Genomic DNA, 20,074 nt, shown 5'->3' with positions numbered 1-20,074 from the left:
GGCTCAGCGGGTGGCGCGCTTCTGGATGATCTTGGTCATGTGGTCGCGGAAGGCGCCGCTTATCGGGCCGAGGTCCTTGTCCTTGGCGTCCGGCATGTGGCCGTCGGCGTAGGTGGCGTAGCTGAAGGCGATGTAGCGTCCCCAGACCGTCGCCGCCGCGTAGCCGCCGGAGATCGTCACCTTGTCGGCCCCGCTCGCCTGCGTGCCGTTCAGGCCGCGGAACCAGACGTTGGCGCCGAGGTTCTTCTCCCGGTCCACCGTGAGCGCCGCCACCTTGCTGGGCAGCACCGCGATCCCCGCGGTGATCGCGTAGTCGCGCTTGCCGTCCACGTACGTGGCCCTGAGCACCCGCCGGCACTGCTGTTCGGTGAGGGCGGTGGCGAACGCGCCCGTGGCCGCCTTGCCGCAGTCGTCGGTCACGTCGATCTTGACGCGGCGGTAGGTGCGTCCGTCCAGCGTCACCTTCTCGTCGGGGAACGCCTCGCCGGGCTTGAGGGTCCGGGGGTCGGTCTGCTCCGTGTCCAGGATGGTGGAGGCGGCCGCCGTGCTCGGCTGCGGCGCGACGGAGGACGGAGCGGCGCCGGTCGGCGCCGTGCGGGGCGGCGGGCCGCTGTCCGGCTCGCCCGCGTACGCGAAGTAGGCCGCGGTGCCGATCGCGCCCACGACGACCGCCGCGCCGGCGATCACCAGGATCCGCTTGACCTTCCCGCCCTGGGCGGGAGGGGTGGTGGACCCGAGCGTCGCGGGCAGCGCGCCGCCGGGGGCGGCCGGGGCCGGTCCGAAGCCGGGAGGAGGGGCGGGCCTGCCCGCCTTGGCCGGGGTCACCGGCGTGAACGCGAACGGCGTCTCGCCGTTCGGCTGAGTGGAGGAGCCGGTTGTAGGGGAGGTCGTTGGCATCTGTCCTGAATCGGTGTCGGGGGAGGCCGCCCGCGGAGCGTCGCCGGTCTCGGACGGGCTCGCGGGCGGCGCGTCGTAGGGTGCCGTGCCGGGGTCCGGCGCGGCGGGCGGAGCGTCCCCGGGGGACGTTCCGGACGGTGCGTAGCCCGGAGGCAGGCCCGGGAACTGGCCGGGGATCTGGCCCGGGAGGTGGTTCGGCGCCTGGCCGGGCGGCTGCGACGGCGGGGCGTAGGGGCCCTCGGGGGACGGCGGTGGCACCGGCCACGTCCCCTTCTGCGGGGAGGGCGGCGGGCCGCCGTAGGGGCCACCCTGGTCGTGGTGCGCGACGTGCTGCCCGGGGTGCGCGACCTGCGGGCCGGGCTCGTACGGTCCGCCCGGCACCTGGAACCCCTCGATCGGGGTCACCGCCTGGGCGATCTCCGCGCCGAAGCCCGCGGGCGGCCCGGCCGGAAGGGCGTACGGGCCCGGTTCGGCACCCGCGCCGTCGTCGGAGGCTCCGGGCGGCAGGGTGCCATGGGGGCCTTCAGCGGACGGCCGGTCGCCGGTGCGTTCGGGGTACGGCGTGGGATGCGAGGCGTCCCCGCCGCCCGAGGCGGAGCCCGGATCACCGGGCAGGGTGACAGCGCCCTCCGCCGAGTGACCCGCCGGGCCGTCCGAGTGGCCGGGGGCGTCGCCGGGTCCGGCGGCATGGTGCTGGTCGCCCGGCCCGCTCAGCTCACCGGACGCGTCGCCTGCCCAGCCGTCCGAATGGCCGGGGGCGTCGCCGGGTACGGCGGCATGGTGCTGGTCGCTCGGCCCGCCGGAGTGCCGACCGGCCCGTCCGCCCAGCTCGCCGGGCACTCCGGCCTGCTCACCGGATGCCGTGGCCTCCGCACCGTGCTCGCCGGAAGTGCTGGTCCGGTCACCCGAACCGCCGGTTCGCTCGGTGACGGCGGAGGCGCCGGCCGATCCGCTCCCGCCGCTCCGATCACCGCTTTGATCGCGGTCGTGGCCGCCTGACGGGTCGTTTTCGCCGCTTTCATGAGAGCCGCGGTAGACGCTTGAGGGCGGCCACGAGGTTCCGGCCCGGCCCTCGCCCTGGGGATCGGGCTCACCCGGCAGCCTCGGCGGCCACACGGGTATGTCACCGGGCTCCCCGGGGCGGACGGGCGCGGCGGAGGAGGCGTGGGCCTCGCCGTACGCGTCGCCCGGCTCGTCCGGTGCCGGGAGCGCGTCGCCGGGACGCATGGGCATGGGGGCGGCCGGCGCGTCCCGGGGCGGCGAGGGGACGGGTGCGGCGCCGCCGCTGACGTCCCGCGCCGGTTCCGCCGGCTGCGCCTGCCGAGAGTCGGCCGGGTGGGCCGGATGAGAGGTCGCGCTCCGGGCTCCCGGCTGACCGGGGTCTCCGGGCGTCCACGTCGCGTCCTCCGCCGACTGCTCCTCTGCAGAGCCCGGCGCCCACGCGGCGAACGACGGCACCCCGGGTGAGGGCTCGTCGGATCGCGGGGCCTCCGGCGGGTACGCCTGCGTCCCGTCCGGGCCCACCTGCCGCCACCAGGGCGCCTGGGACTCCTGCGGCGGCTGCCACGACGACGGGGGCGGTGCCTCCTGCGAAGGCTGCCATCCGGGGGTGCCGGGGTTCTGCTGGGGTGGGACCGGACCGGGGTGGGCCGTTTGCTGCCAAGCCGGTGGCCCGCCCTGAGCAGGAGGCTGCCAAGGGGGTGTGCCCCCGCCCTGCGCGGGGGGCTGCCAGGCCGGTGGCCCGCCCTGGGCGGGAGGCTGCCAAGGGGGTGTGCCCCCGCCCTGCGCGGGGGGCTGCCAGGCCGGTGGCCCGCCCTGGGCGGGAGGCTGCCACGGGGGTGTGCCGCCGCTCTGCTGCCACGGCGGCAGATCCGCCCCCGGCGCGGGCTGCCGCGGGACCCAGCCGAGGTCCGGCTCCGGGTGCGGCGCCGCCGGGCTGCCCGCGTACGGCCCCATCCTCGGATCCGTCTGTGGGCCCGTCTGTGGGCCGGGGTGCGGGTCCGGGTGTTGGCCCGCGTACGGACCGCCGGGACCGGGGCGGCCCAGGTCCTCCTCGGCGTCGCCCGGGCGGCGCGGCGCGGGGAGAGACCCCGCGTCCGGCTGAGGACCGGGCGGGACATGCCGAATACCAGGCAGGCCGGGCTGTGGGCCGGGTAGGCCGGGCTGCGCCCCCGGCGGAAGAGGGTGCGCACCGTACGGGCCGGACTGTCCGCCCGGCTGCGGGCCCGGATGGGGGCCGGGCGGAAGCTGGTGAGCGCCGGGCGGGGCGGGCTGGGGGCCAGGCGAGCTGTGCGGACCAGGAGGGACGGGGTGAGCGCCGGGCTGTGGGCCGGGTGGAGCGGAGTAAGCACCGGGCGGGCCGGGAGGGGCGGAGTGATTACCCGGCGGGGGCGGATAGGCGCCCTGCGGGGGCACGCCCCCACTCTCGGCCGGTGGGGCGTCATGCGCTGGGATGGCCCTGAACCTGTTCGTGTTCTCCGGGTCGTCATCGTCGTAGCCGTCCGGCGCCCGCAGGCCGCCCTGGAAGCCGTACCGGGTGGGATAGGGAACGGTCGGCGGCGTCCACGGGTTCGCCTCGCCCGCCGCCCGGGCGGCGTCGGGCGCCCAGGCGGTGTCCTCGTCCGGCTGCGGCCGGCCGTGGCCGGGCGGCGTCGTCTGCCCGAAGCTCGGCGGTGGCGTCGCGGGTGCCGCCGCCGAGCCCTCGGCGTCCGCCTCGCTGTGCGCCCACGCCGTGTCATGTTCGTGCTCGGAACCGGAATCCTTGCCACGCATAGCCGGAAGCGTAACGGCGCGGACCCGATCGGCGTGCCTCCATGGGTGTTTCGGTCTGCCTCCCCGGACGAGCCCGCGCCGCGCTCACCTCAGTGAACGTGTCGTCTCAGCTGGGGCCGCCGGTGAGCGCACGCGTGTCGAGGGCAGGGTAAACAGACGCGTCGGTGACGTCCGTCGCCGCCTGGTACAGCTTTTTGAGCTCGCTCTTGGTGGGTTTGTGGCCGTCCTTGAACTGGAACCACAACAGCACCGCGTAGTGCCCGTAAGTCCAGCCTCCCGCGGACGCCTCGCCGCTGCCGAGGTGCTTGGTGGCCTCGTCCTTGCCGGGGAGCGGCTTGAGGAAGTCCTTGCGTTCGTCGCCGGCTCCGGCGGAGGCGACCTTCTTCGCCATCGCCGAGGTCCTGAGGTTGGCGACCCCCACGGTGCCGATGATCGTGCCCTTGGCGTCCGCGAAGCTCGCGCGCAGCAACTGCGTGCAGCCGCCCGTCTTGAGCGCCTTGGTGATCTTCTCGCCGGTGACGCCGTCCGCGCACTTCTTCTCCTTGCGCGTCACCGTGCGGACGTACGCCCGCTTGTTGTTGACCGGTTTCGGCTTGCCGAAGACCTCTCGCAGCGACAGCGGGCTCTTGTCGGTCGCCCGCGAGGCCGCGTAGCCGTACTTGGTCATCGGACGGTCGGACACGAGCGGTGCGGGACGGGCCGCGGGGCCCGGGTCCGGCGCGGGCGGCTCCTCGTTGTGGGCGGCGTACCACAGGCCGGTGAGGAGCGCGCCGATCAGGGCCAGCAGGGCGAGGCCGAGCACCCAGGGACGACGCCACAGGGGACCGCGGTCGTCGGGGTCCCACTGGGGCTCCGGCGGGGGCGCCACTCGCGGCATGGGGGCCTCACGCCGCATCTCCCGGTTCTCCTGGTCCGGGTCCGGGCCGATCTCGCCCGCCCAAGGCGTGCTCCCGGCGTCGTACCGCCCGCCCGGCCCGCCGGGACCTGCCTCTCGCGGCGCGGCGTACGGCGACTGGTCGCGGCCGGAGTACGGCGAAGACTCCCGTCCCCCGTACGGAGGCTGCTCGCGGTTCCCGTAAGGGGGCTGCTCCCGCCCCGCGTTCGTGGGCTGCTCGCGGTTCCCGTACGGAGGCTGCTCGCCGCCGTAGGGCGCCTCGCGGCGGGAGGGGGAGCGGGGCGAGTCGTCCCCGGCCCCGTACGGCGGCAGGTCCCGCCTGCGGGGATCGGGGGGGAAGTGCGGCTGGCGAGGTGGTTGCTGGTCGCCGGGATAACCCATGGCGCTGAGATTAGTCGGCGATCTGGACAGATGAGGAAGGGTCAGGAATAACCGAAGTCCTCGGTCCACCAGGGGCCTCCGGGGCCCGCGCTCACGCCGACCCCGGTCGCGACCAGGCGGCAGTTGAGCAGCGTGGCGCGGTCCGTGGGCCCGGCCATCCAGCCGCGTACGACCTGCTCGGCGGTGTCGTAGCCGCGCGCGATCGTCTCGGCCCCGCCGTCGCGGTAACCCGCGGCGCCCATGCGGTCCCAGGGGGTGGCTCCTCCCGGAGAGGTGTGCCGGAACCGGTTGCCCGCCGCCATCTCCTCCGAGTGCGCGCGGGCGGATCCGACCAGGCGGGGGTCCACGCGCAGCGGCCGGCATCCGTGCCTGCGGCGCTCGACGTTCACCAGGCGCACGAGCTCGGCCTCCATCGAGGCGAAGCGCATCGGGTCCCCGCCGTAGGAGCCGCCTTCCCCGCCCGTCTCCGGGGTGAGCGTGGTGTACGACGAGCCGCCGCCGGAGCCGCCGATCATGGTCGACGGCCGGTCCCGCCGGGACCTGGGCACCGGAGTCGTCTCAGTGGTCACCTGGGGCGCCTCGGTGCGCCGCACGTGATCGAGGGGCGGCCGGTCCCGCCGCGCCGGCGCGAGGGCCTCCACACGGGGGGACGGCGGCCCCGGGTGCGACTCGCGAAGGTAGACGCTCCCGGCGCGGTCCGCGGCGGCGGTCACCCGGCCGATGACGACGCCGGTGAGAAGGACGGCGACGGCGCATGCCAGCAAACCCATCTGAGTCACCCGGAAGGGGCCCCGAAGGGTATTCCTTTTGTGAGGGGTCTGCCACATGCCGCAGCCAAATATAGGGACCTGCGGTATGGGGGAAGAAGGGGCGCGTGGGGATGGATTTGATGAACGTTCAATTGTGTCGTTCCAGACACCCCCTCCCGCCGCTGTTTTGACCACGCGGAACGAGGGCGGTAGTCTGCGAGTTCGTTGTGTGTGGATCGGTCTGCCCGCAGACCGGTGCACGGCGCGTCCGGCGTCTTCTCCCGTACATGTGGAGACGGAGGTTGTCGCCGTGCCTGCGCAACCTACCGAGAGTTCACATTCCGACAGAAGGCACTGCCGTGCGCACGTTCTCACCGAAGCCCAACGACGTCGAACGTCAGTGGTACGTCATCGACGCGACCGACGTCGTGCTCGGCCGGCTGGCCAGTCAGGTGGCGACCCTGCTCCGCGGGAAGCACAAGCCGATCTTCGCCCCGCATGTCGACACGGGTGACTTCGTCATCGTCATCAACGCCGGCAAGGTCGCTCTCAGCGGCAACAAGCTGGAGCAGAAGAAGGCGTACCGCCACTCGGGTTACCCCGGCGGTCTGCGCGCCGTCAGCTACGGCGAGCTCATGGAGAAGCGTCCCGACCGGGCCGTCGAGAAGGCCGTCCGGGGCATGCTTCCCAAGAACTCCCTGGGCCGGAAGATGGCCAAGAAGCTGAAGGTCTACGCCGGTGCCGAGCACCCGCACCAGGCCCAGCAGCCCGTGCCCTTCCAGATCACCCAGATCGCCCAGTAATCGCGAGCCAGGAAAGTTAAGAGGAGAACCGTGGCCGAGCCCACCGGTATCGAGACGCTCGTCGAGGGCGAGCCGGAAGACTACTCCCCGGAGGAGTTCCCCTCCGAGTACACCACCGAGTCGGCCCCGGCCGGCGAGGGCGCCGCGCGCAAGCCCGTCACCACGGGCAACTCGTACGGCACCGGCCGCCGCAAGGAGGCCATCGCCCGGGTCCGCATCGTGCCGGGCACCGGCAAGTGGACCATCAACGGCCGCTCGCTGGAGAACTACTTCCCGAACAAGGTGCACCAGCAGCTCGTCAACGAGCCGTTCGTCGTCCTCGGGGCCGAGGACGCGTTCGACGTCATCGCCCGCATCGACGGCGGTGGCGTGACCGGCCAGGCCGGCGCCCTGCGCATGGGCCTGTCCCGCGCGCTCGCCATCCTGGACGCCGAGGTCAACCGCCCGCCGCTGAAGAAGGCCGGCTTCCTCACCCGTGACGCCCGCGCCACGGAGCGGAAGAAGTACGGCCTCAAGAAGGCCCGCAAGGCTCCGCAGTACAGCAAGCGCTAACGTGTCGCGGGAGCCCGTAGGCGCCTCCTCCGGGGGGCGCCTCTTCGGCACCGACGGGGTACGTGGGGTCGCCGGGCGCGACCTCACCGCGGAACTGGCCATGGATCTGTCTGTGGCCGCCGCGCACGTGCTCGGAGACGCCGGGGCTTTTCACGCCAGTGTCGGGCGGCGCGGCCGCCCGATCGCCGTCGTAGGCCGGGACCCGCGGGCTTCAGGAGAGTTCCTGGAGGCCGCCGTGGTCGCCGGCCTCGCGTCGTCCGGCGTGGACGTCCTGCGACTCGGTGTGCTGCCCACCCCGGCGGTCGCGTACCTGACCAACGCCCTGGGCGCCGACCTCGGCGTCATGCTCTCGGCGTCGCACAACCCCGCGCCCGACAACGGCATCAAGTTCTTCACACGGGGCGGCTACAAGCTGCCCGACGCGGTGGAGAACGAGATCGAGCAGCGGCTCGGGGAGAAGTGGGACCGCCCGGTGGGTCCGGCCGTGGGCCGGGTCCGGGAGGCGTACGGCGAGGCGGACAGGTATGTCTCGCACCTGCTGACCACCCTGCCCCACCGTCTCGACGGGCTGCGGATCGTCGTCGACTGCGCGCACGGCGCGGCGCACATGGTCGCCCCGGAGGCGCTGCTGCGCGCGGGCGCGGCCGTGGAGACCATCGGCGCCGCACCCGATGGGCTGAACATCAACGACGGTGTGGGCTCGACCCACCTCACTCCCCTGCGGGAGGCCGTCGTCGAACGCGGCGCCGACCTCGGCATCGCCTACGACGGCGACGCCGACCGCTGCCTCGCGGTGACCGCCGAGGGCGAGGAGATCGACGGCGACCAGATCATGGCGATCCTGGCCCTGGCGATGCACGCCGACGGCCGCCTCGCCAAGGACACGGTCGTCGCCACGGTGATGTCCAACCTCGGGTTCAAGATCGCTCTGCGGGAGGCCGGCCTGTCCGTGGTGGAGACCACGGTCGGCGACCGGTACGTCCTGGAGGCGATGCAGGACGGCGGCTACAACCTCGGCGGCGAGCAGTCCGGTCATGTGATCATGCTGGATCACGCCACTACCGGCGACGGCCTGCTCACCTCGCTGCACCTGTTGGCGGAGGTGGCACGGCAGGGCCGCTCTCTCGGCGAACTGGCGTCGGTGATGACGAAGCTGCCGCAGGTGCTCGTCAACGTGCGGGACGTGGCCAAGTCCAAGGCCTCGGCGCCCGAGCTGCGGGCGGCCGTCGCGGAGGCGGAGGCCGGGCTCGGCGAGACCGGCCGGGTGCTCATCCGGCCGAGCGGCACCGAGCCCATGATCCGGGTCATGGTCGAGGCCGCGTCGCAGGAGCAGGCCAGGACCGTGGCGGACCGCCTCGCGCGGGTCGTCCGAGAGGTCTGCGGCTGACCCCTGCCGGTGCGTACGGCGCGCTGACGCGCCTGACACCACGACACTCCGAGGACCCCGCCGGGCACCCGCCCGGCGGGGTCCTCGGCGTATACCGTCGCTGCTCGACGAGTGCCCTTCTCACGCACGGCACGAGCCCGATCCCCGTACCGCCGCCTCCGAGGAGTTCGCGCAGAAAAGGCTCGCCCCCCTCCACGATGTGCAGCACCCAAGGTGCCTCGCGTCTGATGACCAGGTCGAGGAGAGCGTGCAGCTTCTTCGCCCGATCCCGCCGGTCATGGCCGTTCCCGAGTTGCGCGATGTGGTTGCCCGTCTCGATGACCGCCGTGACGGGCAGGATGAGATCACACTGGCGTCGCTTGAGCAGCAGCTCTTCCGCGATCTCCCGCTGGTGCCAATCCCGCGGTGACGACGGAGCCGAGGTCTCCCTGGGCCATCAGCCGCGGGTATCCGTCCAGCTCGGGCAGGGGTGTGAGCGTCGACTCCTGTGTCTCCCGGTCCCGGGAACAGACGATGACGGACTTGTGGTCCTCGGCGGACAGTCCCGACAGCAGCGCGGGACTGTGCGTGGTGAACAACACCTGCGCTCCGTCGTCCTTGACCGCCCTGCGTACGAGTTGGAGGGCCTTGCCGGCCTGTGACGGATGCAGCCCGTTCTCCAGTTCCTCGATGACCACGGTCACAGGGCGCTCGCGGTCCGGCATGCCGCCGAGATCCACGTCCCGGCCACGAGTGATCAGGGTCGTCGCGATGGCCATGAAGCGCAGCAGGCCGTCGCTCATCTCTCTGGCGGGGGTGACAGCACGGCCCTCCCGCAGCGCGAGCATGACGTCGTTCAACTCGGACCGGATGACCTCGATGCCGGTGACCTCGTGTTCGACGAGATCCCGGAACACGCCCTGGAGTGCCTCGATCATGTCCTCGGCCGCTTGGACGACATGCCTTTCCGTCTCGGTGTCCTGCGTCAGGAGGAGCGGAAGCTGAGCCGTGAGCAGCCGGGTGGAGCGGAAGGCGGCCGCGCGGTCGCGCCCGCGGGTACCCCGGTACCGGGTGGCCTCGATGCTGCCGCATCGACGAGGTCCGCGCCCGCGGCAAGCCGGGAGAGCACTTCCAGCCCGTCGAGGGCGTTCGACTTTCCGCTGCTGTTCCGCCCGATGAACACGGTCATGCCGCCCATCCGCAGTACCGAATCGCTGCGAATGGACTTGAACTCCATCAGGCGAAGTTGCGCCAGGCGCGGTGTCATGCGTCCCACCGTAGCGACGACGAGGGGTGTCGGCCGTGTGGTCAGTCGTCGCCGGTGAGGGAGAGGGAGCGCAGGCGCTGGCCGGTCCACAGGACCGCCCCGACGGTGACGATGACCATGGCCGGTACGGCGAAGCCCAGCGTGACCTCGGTGGAGAAGAAGGCCGAGGAGGAGATCTGGTCGGCGAGAGACTGGGCCCACTGCTGGATGGAGAACTTGCGCGCTCCGGGCACGTAGCCGCCGACGACGCCCTCCCAGACGAGGGCGTAGATCACGCCGATCGCGACCGCGTGCCGGGTGAGCACGCCCAGCAGCAGGAACACGGCCGCGTACGCGACCCCGCCGAACAGCGCGCCGAGCGTGAACCCGGTCGCGACGCCCGACTCCGTGCCGGTCAGGAGGTAGGCGGCGGCGAACGTGGAGACCGCCGCGAATACCGCGATCAGGGAGGCCGCGACCACGAACTTCGTCACGGCGATCACCGGGCGGGAGATCGGCTTGGACAGCAGGTGGATGATCGTGCCGTCCTCGATCTCCGGGGCGATGACGCCCGTCCCGCCGATCAGACCGAGCAGCGGCAGCATCGTGCCGATCGCGAAGGTCTTCATCAGCGTCACCGCCGTCTGCTCGGACTCGCCGTTCAGGAGCCTGAGCAGCGCGGCGATCGCGACGAGCGCCACCGGCAGCAGCACCAGCAGCCAGATCCGCTTGCGTCCGAGCATGGCCCGGTACGTGATGTCGGCCACCACCGTGTTCATCGGGCGCTCCCGGAGATGAGGTAGGAGAAGACGCTTTCCAGGTCCTCGTCGGTGGGGGAGACCTGCCACAGGTGGACGTCGAGGTCGCGGGCGGTCCGGGGCAGCAGCGCGGTGAAGCGCGCGAAGTCGGTGACCTGCACCTCGATGCCCTGCTCCGTCAGCGATACGGCGCTGGAGGACAGATCGGCGATGAGCGCGGCGGCGAGCCGCCGGTCGTCGCTCGACCTGACCCGGAACCGGTGCGGCCGGTCGGCCATGCGCCGCCGGATCTCCCGGTAGTCCCCCGACGCGGCGTGCCGTCCCGCGACCAGGACCTCGATGTGGTGGGCCACCCGCTCGACCTCTTCGAGGATGTGCGAGCTGAACAGGATCGTCCGGCCCTCCTCGCCCATCCGGCGGACGAGGTCCATCAGGTGGAGCCGCTGCCGCGGGTCCATGCCGTTGAACGGCTCGTCCAGCAGCAGCACCTGCGGGTCGTGGACGAGGGCCGCGGCGACCTTCACGCGCTGCCGCATGCCCTTGGAGTACGTCTCGATGCGGCGGCCGGAGGCCTCCGTCATCTCCACCAGGTCGAGGGCCCGGCGGGCCGCGTCCGCGGGGGACGGCAGGCCGTGCAGCCGGGCCGCCGACAGCACGAACTGCCGGCCGGTGAGGAAGCCGTACACGGCCTCCTTCTCGGGCACCAGGCCGATCTGCCGGTAGATGTCGTGGTTGTGCCAGATCTGTTGGCCGTCGAGGGTCGCCGTGCCGTTCGACGGCGCGAGGAACCCGGCCATCATGTGCAGCAGCGTCGACTTGCCGGCGCCGTTCGGGCCGAGCAGGCCGGTGACCCCGGGCCCGATCGTCATCGTGACGTCGTTGACCGCCACGACGTTGCCGTACCAGCGGGAGACCTGGGCCAGTTCCAGCACGCCTTGGCGGGTGGTCACGGGGGGACTCGTGGTGGTCACGACGCCGCCTTCCGGTAGCGCAGGAGGACGCCCGTCACGGCCAGGGCGATCACGGCCAGCAGGATCAGGCACGAGGCGACGCCCGGGGGATATCCCTCGCCGGTCGCCGGATCGGTGCCGAACAGCGCCGACTGGACGGCGTCGACGAGGAAGAACGGATTGAGGAGCAGGGCCCAGGGGGCCACGTCGTCCCGGCCGGTCGAGGCGAGCACGGCGTAGAAGAGCCCGGAGACGGCGGCGGTGAACATGTAGAACGCGATCACCACGGCGACCCCGAGGCCGCGGCGCGGGGTGAACGACGCCAGCGCGACGCCCAGGGCGGCCAGCAGCACCGCGCGCAGGACCGTGCCGCCCAGCGCGCCGAGGAAGTCGCCCGTGTGCAGCGGCATCGGCATGTCGATCAGCATCTCGCCGACGAACTCGATCGTGATCGGGAGCGCCATCAGGCAGAACAGCGCGACCGCCAGCGCGGCCAGCTTCGCCACGACGTAGTCGTTCACGGTCAGCGGGCGGGACAGGTACAGCGGCAGCACGCGGAACCGCAGGTCCGGCGCGACCAGGTACGGCGCCTGCGCGGCCAGGAAGACGGCGATCACCGCCTGCATGAAGACGGCGTACTGCGAATAGGGCATGACGAACTGCTTGGCGAGCGCCATCACACCGATCGACACGACCGTCGGCATCAGCATGATCGCGGCCAGCAGCAGCGGCATGATCTTGGCGCGAATCGTGCGGCCGAGCCCGAACACGCCGCGCAGGCTCTGCACGCCGAGGGCGAGCGTCGCCCGGCCGCGCCCGAGCCGTACGCCGTCGTAGTGGCGGTATCCGATGTCGTGGATGACCGCCGTCGGCTCGATCGTCATGCCACTGGCTCCTTGGCTGTGGACTCCTTGAAGACGTCCTCGATGCGGCCCCGGCGCTGCTCCAGTCGCAGGAGGCTGAGGCCGAGGTCGCTGACGGCGTCACGGACCGCGTCGTAGGTGCGGCCGGGGTCGTCGGGGGACACCTGCACCGTCAGCAGCCTGCCCTGCACCGCCACCGTCTCGCCGCCGCCCGTGAGGCGGTCGGCCAGTTGCCGCTGGCCCTCCTCGACCTCCACCGCGATCGTCTGCTCGGCCCGGGTGAACTCCCGGATCGCCGAGGAGCGCAGCAGCCGCCCCCCGTCGATGACGATCACGTGGTCGCACACCCGTTCGAGCTCGCCGAGCAGGTGGGAGGTGACCAGGACGCTGATGCCGAACTCGGTGCCGACCCGCCGGATCAACGCCAGCATGTCGTCGCGGCCCTGCGGGTCGAGCCCGTTGGTGGGCTCGTCGAGGAAGACGAGCCGAGGGTCGTGGACGAGGGCCTGGGCGAGCTTGACGCGCTGCCGCATGCCGGTGGAGTAGCCCCCCATCGGGCGGTAGCGCTCCTCGTCCAGCCCGACGTGGCGCAGCGTGTCCGCGGCGCGCTCGCGGGCCGCGGTGCGCGGCAGGCCGGACATCTGGGCCATGTGGACCACGAACTCGGTCGCCGAGATGTCCGGGGGCAGGCAGTCGTGCTCGGGCATGTAGCCCACGGTCCGCCGGATCTCCAGGCCCTGGGTGGCCGTGTCCAGGCCCAGCACCGAGGCGCTTCCCGAGGTGGGCGGCACCAGGCCGAGCAGGATCTTGATCAGGGTGGACTTGCCCGCGCCGTTGGCGCCGACCAGGCCGGTCACGCCGGTCCCGGCCGCGACGGTGAGGTGGTCGAGCGCCGTGACGCGGGGGAACCGCTTGGTCAGCCCCTCGGTCGCGAAGCAGGGAGTCGCGCTCGCTGTCATGACTGGCACCCTATCCGGCGGGGTGGCCGCCGGGCCTCCGTCTGATGGAGGAGCCGATCTACGTCTCAGGTATGCCTGTCACGCGCGACTTCCGCCGTACCGGGTCCACAGGCGGCGCTGGAGGAACAGCGTCAGCGTCCCGGCGACGACCATCCCGGCGATGTTGACGACGAGCTGCAGCGCCGACCCGCCGACGTCGTCCCAGCGGCCCAGCGCGAGGGCCGCCGCCATGTAGCCCGCCGCCGGGACGGTGGTGACCGAGATGAAGACGCCGACCAGGGCGGACGACTTGCCCGCGGTGATCGACAGCACGCCGGCGGCCCCGGCGAGCAGCGCCACGATGAACGACCACCGGTCGGGCTTGACGATGAAGTGCACCTCGTCGTTGTGTCGGAGCATGTCCGGGGTGATCATGCCGATCCCGCGCGAGACCAGCGCGCAGGCCAGGGTGACGGCGGTCGCGACCGCGAAACCGACCGCGAGCGTGCGGACCGCCGCGCCGATGAGCGCCCAGTGGCGGCCGAGCAGGCCGAAGGAGACCGCCGCGACCGCGCCGAACTCAGGGCCGAGGACCATGGCGCCGACGATGAGGATCTGCGAGGGGATGAGCACGCCGATGGCCGCCAGTTGCGTGGCGATGGTGAGGAACGCCAGGAAGGCCCAGGTGATGCGGCTGTCGAGGGCGACCCGCGCCTCGAACTGGTCCCACACCACCGCGTCGTCGCCCTCGCCGGGGGCCCGCTCCTCCGCCTCGACGGCTCCACGGGAGATCGACAGCTCGATCTCCTCGGCCGTGATCGAGCCGTCCTCCTCCAGGCCGAGCGCCTTGAGGTCCTCGATGACGGCGTTGGCGGCCTCCCTGGCGACGTCGGCGAGGACCACGTCGCCCTCCGGCCGCCGGGCCGCCTTGGCCAGGACGACCACGTTGGTGACGCCCGGTGCGCGGTCGAGCGCCTCGACGACCCGGTCCGTACGCTCATAAGGGGCGATCACCCGCAGATGCAGCACCGGACGATTATCAGGTACGGCGGAGCCGTACGTGGGTGACCGAGTGGTCGGAGCCCTTGTGGAGGATCAGACCGGCCCGTTCGCGCGTCGGCGCGATGTTCTCCACCAGGTTGCGCTCGTTGATGTCCCGCCAGACGTTCTCGGCGAACGTGGTCGCCTCCTCGTGCGAGAGCGCCGCGATGTGCCGGAAGTAGGACTTCGGGTCGGCGAAGGCCGTACGGCGCAGTTTGTGGAAGCGCTCGACGTACCAGGTGCGGATGTCCTCCATCCGGGCGTCGACGTAAATGGAGAAGTCGAAGTAGTCGTAGACGGCGAGGGCGTCCGGCGGCGCGGGCTGCAGGACGTTGAGCCCCTCCACGATCAGGATGTCCGGCCGGTCGACGACGTGGGTCGCGCCGGGCACGATGTCGTACTCCAGGTGGCTGTAGACGGGAGCCTCGACCGAGGGACGGCCCGCCTTCACGTCGGCCACGAAGCCCACCAGCGCCCGCCGGTCGTAGCTCTCCGGGAAGCCCTTGCGGTGCATGATGCCGCGCTCCTCCAGCACCTTGTTGGGGTGGAGGAAGCTGTCGGTGGTGATCAGGTCGACGCGGGGGTGCTCGGGCCAGCGGGCGAGCAGCGCGTGCAGCAGCCGCGCCGTGGTCGACTTGCCGACCGCGACGCTGCCCGCGATGCCCAGCACGTACGGTGGGGGCGGCTCGTGTTCGCCGAGGAACGCGCCGACGGCGGCGCCGCGCTGCCGTGAGCCGGTGAAGTGCAGGTTGAGCAGCCGGGTGAGCGGCAGGTAGACGTCGGTGACCTCGGACAGGTCGATCGGGTCGTGGACGCCGCGCAGCTCCCGCAGCTCCGCCTCGGTGAGCGTGAGCGGCGTGTTCCTGCGCAGGTCACGCCATTGCTCCCGGCTGAGCTCGACGTACGGGTCCCCATCTGCCACGTCGGCAAGCGTAGCCACGGCCGTTCACCGCGTCCGCGCGGGGTCGTGCACAGGCTGTGGACAAAAATCGATGGATTACTTTCGCGCGTGACGGGGAAGGAATGACGCCCCGTACGCTGGCGGGGTGATCGTGGGCATCGGGGTGGACGTGGTCGACGTCGCGCGTCTGCGCGCGGCGCTGGAGCGCACGCCCGGCCTGCGGCGCCGTCTGTTCACCGAGGCCGAGGCCGTCCTGCCGCCGGAGTCGCTGGCTGCGCGGTTCGCCGCCAAGGAGGCGGTGGCCAAGGCGCTCGGAGGCCCGCCGGGCCTGGGGCACCTCGACGCGGAGGTGGTGCGCGGCGCGCACGGCCGTCCCGAGGTGCGGCTCACCGGCAGGGCCGCCGAGGTGGCGCGGGGCCTCGGCGTGCGCCGGTGGCACGTCTCCCTGTCGCACGACGGCGGCATGGCCGTCGCCTACGTGATCGCCGAGTCCTGAGCGCAAGTCGCGCGGAAGCCAGGCGCGCGAAGCCCTGGCCGGGAGTTTTGAGCGGTTGTCCCGAGCGGAGGTCCTGAACGGGAGCCCTGAACGGGAGCCTGAGGCCCTTCGCGGCGCCGTCACCCGTCCCGGCGCCCGTGGTGGTCCACCAGACGGGCGAGCAGCCCGGCGAGCTGGTCGCGTTCGGGCCGGCTGAGGGGGGCCAGCACCACGTCTTCGAGCTCGGTGATCAGCTCGTCGAGCCGGGCGAAGCGGGCGCGTCCCCGCTCGGTCACCGTGATGACGTTGCGGCGCCGGTCGCCGGGGTCCGGCGCACGCTCCACCAGGCCCCGATCGGTCAGTTCGTTGATGACGGCGACCAGGTCGCTGCGGTAGATGCCGGTGCGGCGGCTCAGTTCGGCCTGGCTGGCCGGGCCGGACTCCTCCAGCGTCGCGAGCACGGCGTAGTGCCACTTGCGGGCGTCGTCGGCGGCGAGCCCTTCGTTGACGAGCCGGTCCGAGTGCGTCGCCGCCAGCGACAGAAGGCGGGTCGGCAGGCTCCGCAACCGGGCCGGTCCGGTCCTCCCGTCCATGGGCGGGGCCGTGGGGAAGGCCGGGTCGGACTCGCTGCTGCTCATGCGGCCATCCTACCGGTTGTGTTAGTCCGACTAACAGTCCAATCTGTTCGTGTAACTAACGTTAGTCAGACGAACGAAATTTGAGGACCTCCATGCCTTCGATCAAGGTGCTCGATTCGGAGATGTACTTCGAGGAGACCGGCAGTGGCGTTCACATCGTCTTCCTGCACGGCAACCCCTCCTCGTCCCACCTGTGGCGCGAGGTCCTGCCCCGGATCCGCGCCGGCTCCCGCCTGCTCGCCCCCGACCTCATCGGCATGGGCCGCTCGGGCAAGCCCGCTGTGCCGTACCGGTTCGCGGACCACGCCCGTTACCTCGACGCGTGGTTCGAGCGGCTGGGGCTGGAGGACGTGATACTCGTCGGGCACGACTGGGGCGGGTCGCTCGCCTTCGACTGGGCGGCCCGCCACCCTGGCCGCGTCCGCGGCGTCGCCTTCTTCGAGACGATCGTGCGGCCGATGTCGTGGAGCGAGCTCGGCGAGGCGCCCCGCGCCCGCGCGGAGACCATCCGCGGCCCCGGGGGCGAGTCGCTGGTGCTCGACCGGAACTTCTTGGTGGAGACCGCCTTCACCGGAGGAGTGCTGACGCCCCTCGGCGCGGAGGAGATGCGGCCCTACCTGGAGCCCTATCCCACGCGGGAGAGCCGCCGCCCGCTGCTGGAGTGGGCGCGCTCGATGCCGCTCAACGGCGAGCCGGCCGACGTCGCCGAGCGCGTCGAGAAGTACGGAGGGTGGCTCGCGAGCAGCCACGACGTCCCCAAGCTGCTGCTCACCTTCGACTCCTCCCCGACCCTGCTCATCGGGCCGGAGACGGCCGCCTGGTGTGCGGAGAACATCGCGGGGCTGGAGGTCGAGCACTGCGGCCCGGCCGGCCATCACGCGCCGGAGGACCGGCCCGAGGCCATCGCCGCGGCGATCGGCGCATGGGCCGAGCGGCACGGCCTGACCGTCTGAGAGACCGCCGCCCGTGCGGTGGCGGCCCGTTCTCGCTGTCCGTGCCAGCCGTCCGGCTGTCCGTGCCAGCCGTCCCGCTGTCCGTGCCAGCCGTCCCGGGCGTGCGGTGGCTCGACCGGTGATCGCGATCGGGGTCGCGGGAGGCTACGGTCGGACGCATGCGGACCGCCTACACCTCCGACCAGATCCGGACCGCCGAGACGGCGCTGATGGCGGGGCTCCCCGAGGGGACCCTCATGAGCCGGGCCGCCGCCGGGCTCGCCATGGTCTGCGCCAACCTGCTCCAGGGCGTGCGCGGCCGGGTGTACGGCTCCCACGTGGCGCTGCTGGTCGGCGGCGGGGACAACGGCGGCGACACCCTGTACGCCGGGGCCCGCCTGGCGAGCAGGGGAGCCCGGGTGGAGGCCGTGCTGGCCGGCTCACGCGCCCACGAGGGCGGCCTCGCCGCGCTGCTCGCGGCCGGCGGCCGGGCGCGCCCCTTCGACGCCGCGCGGGCCGGTGACCTGCTCGCGCGGGCCGACATCGTGCTCGACGGCCTCGTCGGCATCGGGGGCGGCGGGGCGCTGCGGGAGCCGTACGGCACGCTCGCCGAGCTGACCGCCGGGGCCGCCGGTCTCGTCGTGGCGGTCGACGTGCCGAGCGGGGTGGACGCGAGCAGCGGACGGGTCGAGGGACCGGCGGTCCGCGCGCACCTGACGGTGACGTTCGGTGCCTACAAGGCCGGTCTGCTCGTCGATCCGGGAGCCTCCCACACGGGATCGGTCGAGCTGGTGGACATCGGCCTCGGGCCGCACCTGCCGGATCCCGAGGTGGCCGCGCCGACCGGCGACGACGTGGCCGGTCTGCTGCCCCGGCCTGGCGCGGAGAGCGACAAGTACCGCCGGGGGGTCGTCGGGATCGCCGCGGGCAGCGACACGTACACGGGGGCCGCCGTGCTCTCGGCCGGCGGCGCGGTGCGCGCCGGCGCGGGCATGGTCCGCTTCGCGAGCACGGTCGAGCCGGTGCGGCTGGTCAGGGCCCGCTGGCCCGAGGCGGTCACGACCGTGCTCGACCCCTCGGCGCCGGAGGGCCTGCTGGACGAGGTGGGCAGGGTGCAGGCGTGGGTGCTCGGGCCCGGGCTCGGCACCGGCCCGGAGGCGCACGCCGTGGCCCGCGCCGTGCTCGCGGCCGACGTGCCGGTGCTGGTGGACGCCGACGGGCTCACGCTGGTCGCCAAGGACCGGACGCTGCTGCGCAGGGCCGCCCCCACGGTGCTCACGCCGCACGCCGGCGAGCTGTCGCGGCTGCTCGGCGTGCCGAGGGAGCGCATCGAGGCCGCGCGGCTCGACCACGTGCGGCGGGCCGCCGCGGAGCTGGGGGCGACGGTGCTCCTGAAGGGCTCCACCACCCTCGTCGCGGAGGAGCACCGGCCGGTGCGGGTCAACACCACCGGAACGCCCTGGCTCGCCACGGGCGGCACCGGCGACGTCCTGTCCGGGATCACGGGCGCCCTGCTCGCCGCCGGCCTCTCCGGATACGACGCGGCCTCGTGCGCCGCGTACGTCCACGGCCTGGCCGCGCGGATCGCCGCCAGGGGCGGCGCCGCGGGCGGAGGCGACGGGAGGCGCGGGGAGGCTCCGATCGCCGCCCTCGACGTCGCCGAGGCGGTCCCCGAGGCCCTGCGCATGCTCTGACGTGCGGTGTCCATCGGCGCATCCACCCGGGTCCACCTGACACACTGGGAAAATGAGCTTCTCGACGGCGGGTGCGGCCACCCCGGCTGAGGCACGGGTCGATCTGTCCGCGATCAGGCACAACGTGCGGCTGCTGGCCGAGCGTGCGGGCGGCGCCGAGATGATGGCCGTGGTCAAGGCCGACGCGTACGGGCACGGCCTGGTGCCGGTCGCGAAGGCGTGCCTGGAGGCGGGCGCGGCCCGGCTCGGCACCGCCTTCGTCCGCGAGGCGCTGGCGCTGCGCGAGGCGGGGATCACGGCGCCGGTCATGTCGTGGCTCATCACACCGGGCGAGCCGCTGGACGCGGCGCTGCTCGCGGACGTCGACCTGTCCGCCGGCGCCCCCTGGGTCGTGGACGAGATCGTCGCGGCCGCCCGCCGGACGGGGCGCACCGCCCGGGTGCACCTGAAGATCGACACCGGCATCTCCCGGGGCGGCGCCACCGTCGCCGACTGGCCGTGGCTGGTCGAGCACGCCCTCGCCGCGCGGGCGAGCGGCGCCGTCGAGATCGCGGGCGTCTGGTCGCACCTCGCGTGCGCCGACATCCCCGGCCATCCCTCCGTCGACGCCCAGCTCGCCACGTTCGACGAGGCGCTCGCCGTCGCGGACAAGGCAGGGGTGCCGGGCGACGCCGTTCGGCACATCGCCAACTCCGCCGCGGCCGTCACGCTGCCGCAGGCGAGGTACGACATGGTCCGCCCCGGCATCGCGATCTACGGGCTGAGCCCGATCCCCGAGCTCGGCGACTTCGGGCTCCGGCCCGCGATGACCCTCACGGCCAGGCTCGCGAGCGTGAAGCGGGTCACCCCCGGGACGGGCGTGTCGTACGGGCACCTGTACGTCACCGACCGGCAAACCACGCTTGGCCTCGTTCCTCTCGGGTATGCGGACGGCATTCTGCGGAACGGGACCAACCGGGCGGAGGTGCTGGCGGCGGGCCGGCGACGGCGGATCGCCGGCCGGGTGTGCATGGACCAGTTCGTCATCGACCTGGGCGACGACGCGGCGGAATCGGGGGACGAAGTGATCCTTTTCGGTCCCGGGGACGACGGCGAGCCGACTTGTCAGGAGTGGGCGGATTCCCTGGGCACGATTACTCATGAGATCGTGACGAGGATCGGATCCCGCGTGCCTCGCGTCCACACGGACGGACGCTGAGCAACGCGGCTGCGAGGAGGGCAGG

At 72.9% G+C, this 20,074-nt stretch carries 19 protein-coding genes; 7 read left to right on the top strand and 12 right to left on the bottom strand.

Annotated elements, in window-relative coordinates:
- Positions 1-3: 3 nt before the first annotated feature.
- The 3 genes from FED44_RS10220 to FED44_RS10210 all read right to left on the bottom strand — a co-directional run bounded on the left by FED44_RS10220 (position 4) and on the right by FED44_RS10210 (position 5,715).
- Positions 4-2,853 carry a hypothetical protein gene (locus FED44_RS10220; RefSeq protein ID WP_138460499.1) on the bottom strand — a complete coding sequence of 950 codons (2,850 nt, stop codon included), beginning with the start codon at positions 2,851-2,853 and terminating at the stop codon, positions 4-6.
- Positions 2,854-3,775: 922 nt separating this feature from the next.
- The gene (locus FED44_RS10215; RefSeq protein WP_138460498.1) at positions 3,776-4,945 is read right to left on the bottom strand and encodes a chromosomal replication initiator protein DnaA; all 1,170 of its coding nucleotides are present in this window, start codon (positions 4,943-4,945) and stop codon (positions 3,776-3,778) included.
- A 41-nt stretch (positions 4,946-4,986) separates the two neighbouring features.
- Positions 4,987-5,715 (bottom strand): CAP domain-containing protein, encoded by a 729-nt coding sequence (locus FED44_RS10210; RefSeq protein WP_111699886.1) that lies wholly within the window; start codon positions 5,713-5,715, stop codon positions 4,987-4,989.
- A 338-nt stretch (positions 5,716-6,053) separates the two neighbouring features.
- Here FED44_RS10210 and rplM point away from each other — a divergent pair, with 338 nt between their 5' ends.
- Genes rplM through glmM form a run of 3 tightly spaced genes read left to right on the top strand, consistent with a single transcriptional unit; the run spans position 6,054 to position 8,436 of the window.
- On the top strand, positions 6,054-6,497 hold the full coding sequence (gene rplM, locus FED44_RS10205) for a 50S ribosomal protein L13 (RefSeq protein WP_111699885.1): 444 nt from the start codon (positions 6,054-6,056) through the stop codon (positions 6,495-6,497).
- A 30-nt stretch (positions 6,498-6,527) separates the two neighbouring features.
- Positions 6,528-7,049: a 30S ribosomal protein S9 gene (rpsI, locus tag FED44_RS10200; RefSeq protein WP_111699884.1), complete on the top strand. Its 522-nt coding sequence runs from the start codon at positions 6,528-6,530 to the stop codon at positions 7,047-7,049.
- Between the two features lies 1 nt (position 7,050).
- Entirely contained in the window at positions 7,051-8,436 is a 1,386-nt protein-coding gene (glmM, locus tag FED44_RS10195; RefSeq protein WP_138460497.1) for a phosphoglucosamine mutase, read from the top strand.
- Between the two features lie 344 nt (positions 8,437-8,780).
- Here the strand turns inward: glmM and FED44_RS10185 are convergent, their stop codons facing one another.
- The 8 genes from FED44_RS10185 to coaA all read right to left on the bottom strand — a co-directional run bounded on the left by FED44_RS10185 (position 8,781) and on the right by coaA (position 15,133).
- On the bottom strand, positions 8,781-9,353 hold the full coding sequence (locus tag FED44_RS10185; RefSeq protein WP_138460496.1) for an AAA family ATPase: 573 nt from the start codon (positions 9,351-9,353) through the stop codon (positions 8,781-8,783).
- 47 nt (positions 9,354-9,400) lie between these two features.
- Positions 9,401-9,682, bottom strand: coding sequence for an AAA family ATPase (locus FED44_RS10180; protein WP_138460495.1), 282 nt, complete (start codon positions 9,680-9,682; stop codon positions 9,401-9,403).
- 41 nt (positions 9,683-9,723) lie between these two features.
- The gene (locus FED44_RS10175) at positions 9,724-10,440 is read right to left on the bottom strand and encodes an ABC transporter permease (protein ID WP_111699880.1); all 717 of its coding nucleotides are present in this window, start codon (positions 10,438-10,440) and stop codon (positions 9,724-9,726) included.
- Complete coding sequence (locus FED44_RS10170) at positions 10,437-11,390, bottom strand: ABC transporter ATP-binding protein (RefSeq protein ID WP_244301823.1); 954 nt, start codon at positions 11,388-11,390, stop codon at positions 10,437-10,439. Before FED44_RS10170 ends, FED44_RS10175 begins: the two co-directional genes overlap by 4 nt.
- Positions 11,387-12,253: an ABC transporter permease gene (locus tag FED44_RS10165; RefSeq protein ID WP_111699879.1), complete on the bottom strand. Its 867-nt coding sequence runs from the start codon at positions 12,251-12,253 to the stop codon at positions 11,387-11,389. Before FED44_RS10165 ends, FED44_RS10170 begins: the two co-directional genes overlap by 4 nt.
- Positions 12,250-13,191: an ABC transporter ATP-binding protein gene (locus FED44_RS10160; protein ID WP_111699878.1), complete on the bottom strand. Its 942-nt coding sequence runs from the start codon at positions 13,189-13,191 to the stop codon at positions 12,250-12,252. Before FED44_RS10160 ends, FED44_RS10165 begins: the two co-directional genes overlap by 4 nt.
- 78 nt (positions 13,192-13,269) lie before the next feature.
- Entirely contained in the window at positions 13,270-14,199 is a 930-nt protein-coding gene (locus FED44_RS10155) for a DUF389 domain-containing protein (protein ID WP_111699877.1), read from the bottom strand.
- Positions 14,200-14,209: 10 nt separating this feature from the next.
- Entirely contained in the window at positions 14,210-15,133 is a 924-nt protein-coding gene (gene coaA / locus FED44_RS10150) for a type I pantothenate kinase (protein ID WP_167521440.1), read from the bottom strand.
- Between the two features lie 124 nt (positions 15,134-15,257).
- On the opposite strand from coaA, the gene FED44_RS10145 reads away from it, so the two are divergent.
- The gene (locus FED44_RS10145; protein WP_111699875.1) at positions 15,258-15,608 is read left to right on the top strand and encodes a holo-ACP synthase; all 351 of its coding nucleotides are present in this window, start codon (positions 15,258-15,260) and stop codon (positions 15,606-15,608) included.
- A 119-nt stretch (positions 15,609-15,727) separates the two neighbouring features.
- Here the strand turns inward: FED44_RS10145 and FED44_RS10140 are convergent, their stop codons facing one another.
- Positions 15,728-16,225: a MarR family winged helix-turn-helix transcriptional regulator gene (locus FED44_RS10140; RefSeq protein ID WP_138460493.1), complete on the bottom strand. Its 498-nt coding sequence runs from the start codon at positions 16,223-16,225 to the stop codon at positions 15,728-15,730.
- 92 nt (positions 16,226-16,317) lie between these two features.
- Here FED44_RS10140 and FED44_RS10135 point away from each other — a divergent pair, with 92 nt between their 5' ends.
- The 3 genes from FED44_RS10135 to alr all read left to right on the top strand — a co-directional run bounded on the left by FED44_RS10135 (position 16,318) and on the right by alr (position 20,049).
- Positions 16,318-17,178, top strand: a complete 861-nt coding sequence (locus FED44_RS10135; RefSeq protein WP_138460492.1) for a haloalkane dehalogenase — start codon at positions 16,318-16,320, stop codon at positions 17,176-17,178.
- Positions 17,179-17,336: 158 nt separating this feature from the next.
- A complete protein-coding gene (locus FED44_RS10130) occupies positions 17,337-18,851 on the top strand; it encodes an NAD(P)H-hydrate dehydratase (protein WP_138460491.1) in 1,515 nt (504 codons plus the stop codon).
- Between the two features lie 52 nt (positions 18,852-18,903).
- Positions 18,904-20,049 carry an alanine racemase gene (gene alr / locus FED44_RS10125; RefSeq protein ID WP_138460490.1) on the top strand — a complete coding sequence of 382 codons (1,146 nt, stop codon included), beginning with the start codon at positions 18,904-18,906 and terminating at the stop codon, positions 20,047-20,049.
- Positions 20,050-20,074: the final 25 nt, after the last annotated feature.

The sequence above is a fragment of the Microbispora triticiradicis genome (genome assembly GCF_005864065.1).
Classification (GTDB): domain Bacteria; phylum Actinomycetota; class Actinomycetes; order Streptosporangiales; family Streptosporangiaceae; genus Microbispora; species Microbispora triticiradicis.
The sequence above is the reverse complement of the archived record's forward strand: the minus strand, read 5'-3'. Positions and strand labels throughout refer to the sequence as shown.

What these genes read in the sequence shown, in the direction of transcription:
- FED44_RS10135 (WP_138460492.1), top strand. Translation starts at nt 16,318, where the DNA reads ATGCCTTCGATCAAGGTGCTCGATTCGGAGATGTACTTCGAGGAGACC.
- FED44_RS10140 (WP_138460493.1), bottom strand. Translation starts at nt 16,225, where the DNA reads ATGAGCAGCAGCGAGTCCGACCCGGCCTTCCCCACGGCCCCGCCCATG.
- alr (WP_138460490.1), top strand. Translation starts at nt 18,904, where the DNA reads ATGAGCTTCTCGACGGCGGGTGCGGCCACCCCGGCTGAGGCACGGGTC.
- FED44_RS10175 (WP_111699880.1), bottom strand. Translation starts at nt 10,440, where the DNA reads ATGAACACGGTGGTGGCCGACATCACGTACCGGGCCATGCTCGGACGC.
- FED44_RS10215 (WP_138460498.1), bottom strand. Translation starts at nt 4,945, where the DNA reads ATGGGTTATCCCGGCGACCAGCAACCACCTCGCCAGCCGCACTTCCCC.
- FED44_RS10185 (WP_138460496.1), bottom strand. Translation starts at nt 9,353, where the DNA reads ATGATCGAGGCACTCCAGGGCGTGTTCCGGGATCTCGTCGAACACGAG.
- FED44_RS10210 (WP_111699886.1), bottom strand. Translation starts at nt 5,715, where the DNA reads ATGGGTTTGCTGGCATGCGCCGTCGCCGTCCTTCTCACCGGCGTCGTC.
- FED44_RS10220 (WP_138460499.1), bottom strand. Translation starts at nt 2,853, where the DNA reads ATGGGGCCGTACGCGGGCAGCCCGGCGGCGCCGCACCCGGAGCCGGAC.
- FED44_RS10165 (WP_111699879.1), bottom strand. Translation starts at nt 12,253, where the DNA reads ATGACGATCGAGCCGACGGCGGTCATCCACGACATCGGATACCGCCAC.
- FED44_RS10130 (WP_138460491.1), top strand. Translation starts at nt 17,337, where the DNA reads ATGCGGACCGCCTACACCTCCGACCAGATCCGGACCGCCGAGACGGCG.
- FED44_RS10160 (WP_111699878.1), bottom strand. Translation starts at nt 13,191, where the DNA reads ATGACAGCGAGCGCGACTCCCTGCTTCGCGACCGAGGGGCTGACCAAG.
- FED44_RS10180 (WP_138460495.1), bottom strand. Translation starts at nt 9,682, where the DNA reads ATGACACCGCGCCTGGCGCAACTTCGCCTGATGGAGTTCAAGTCCATT.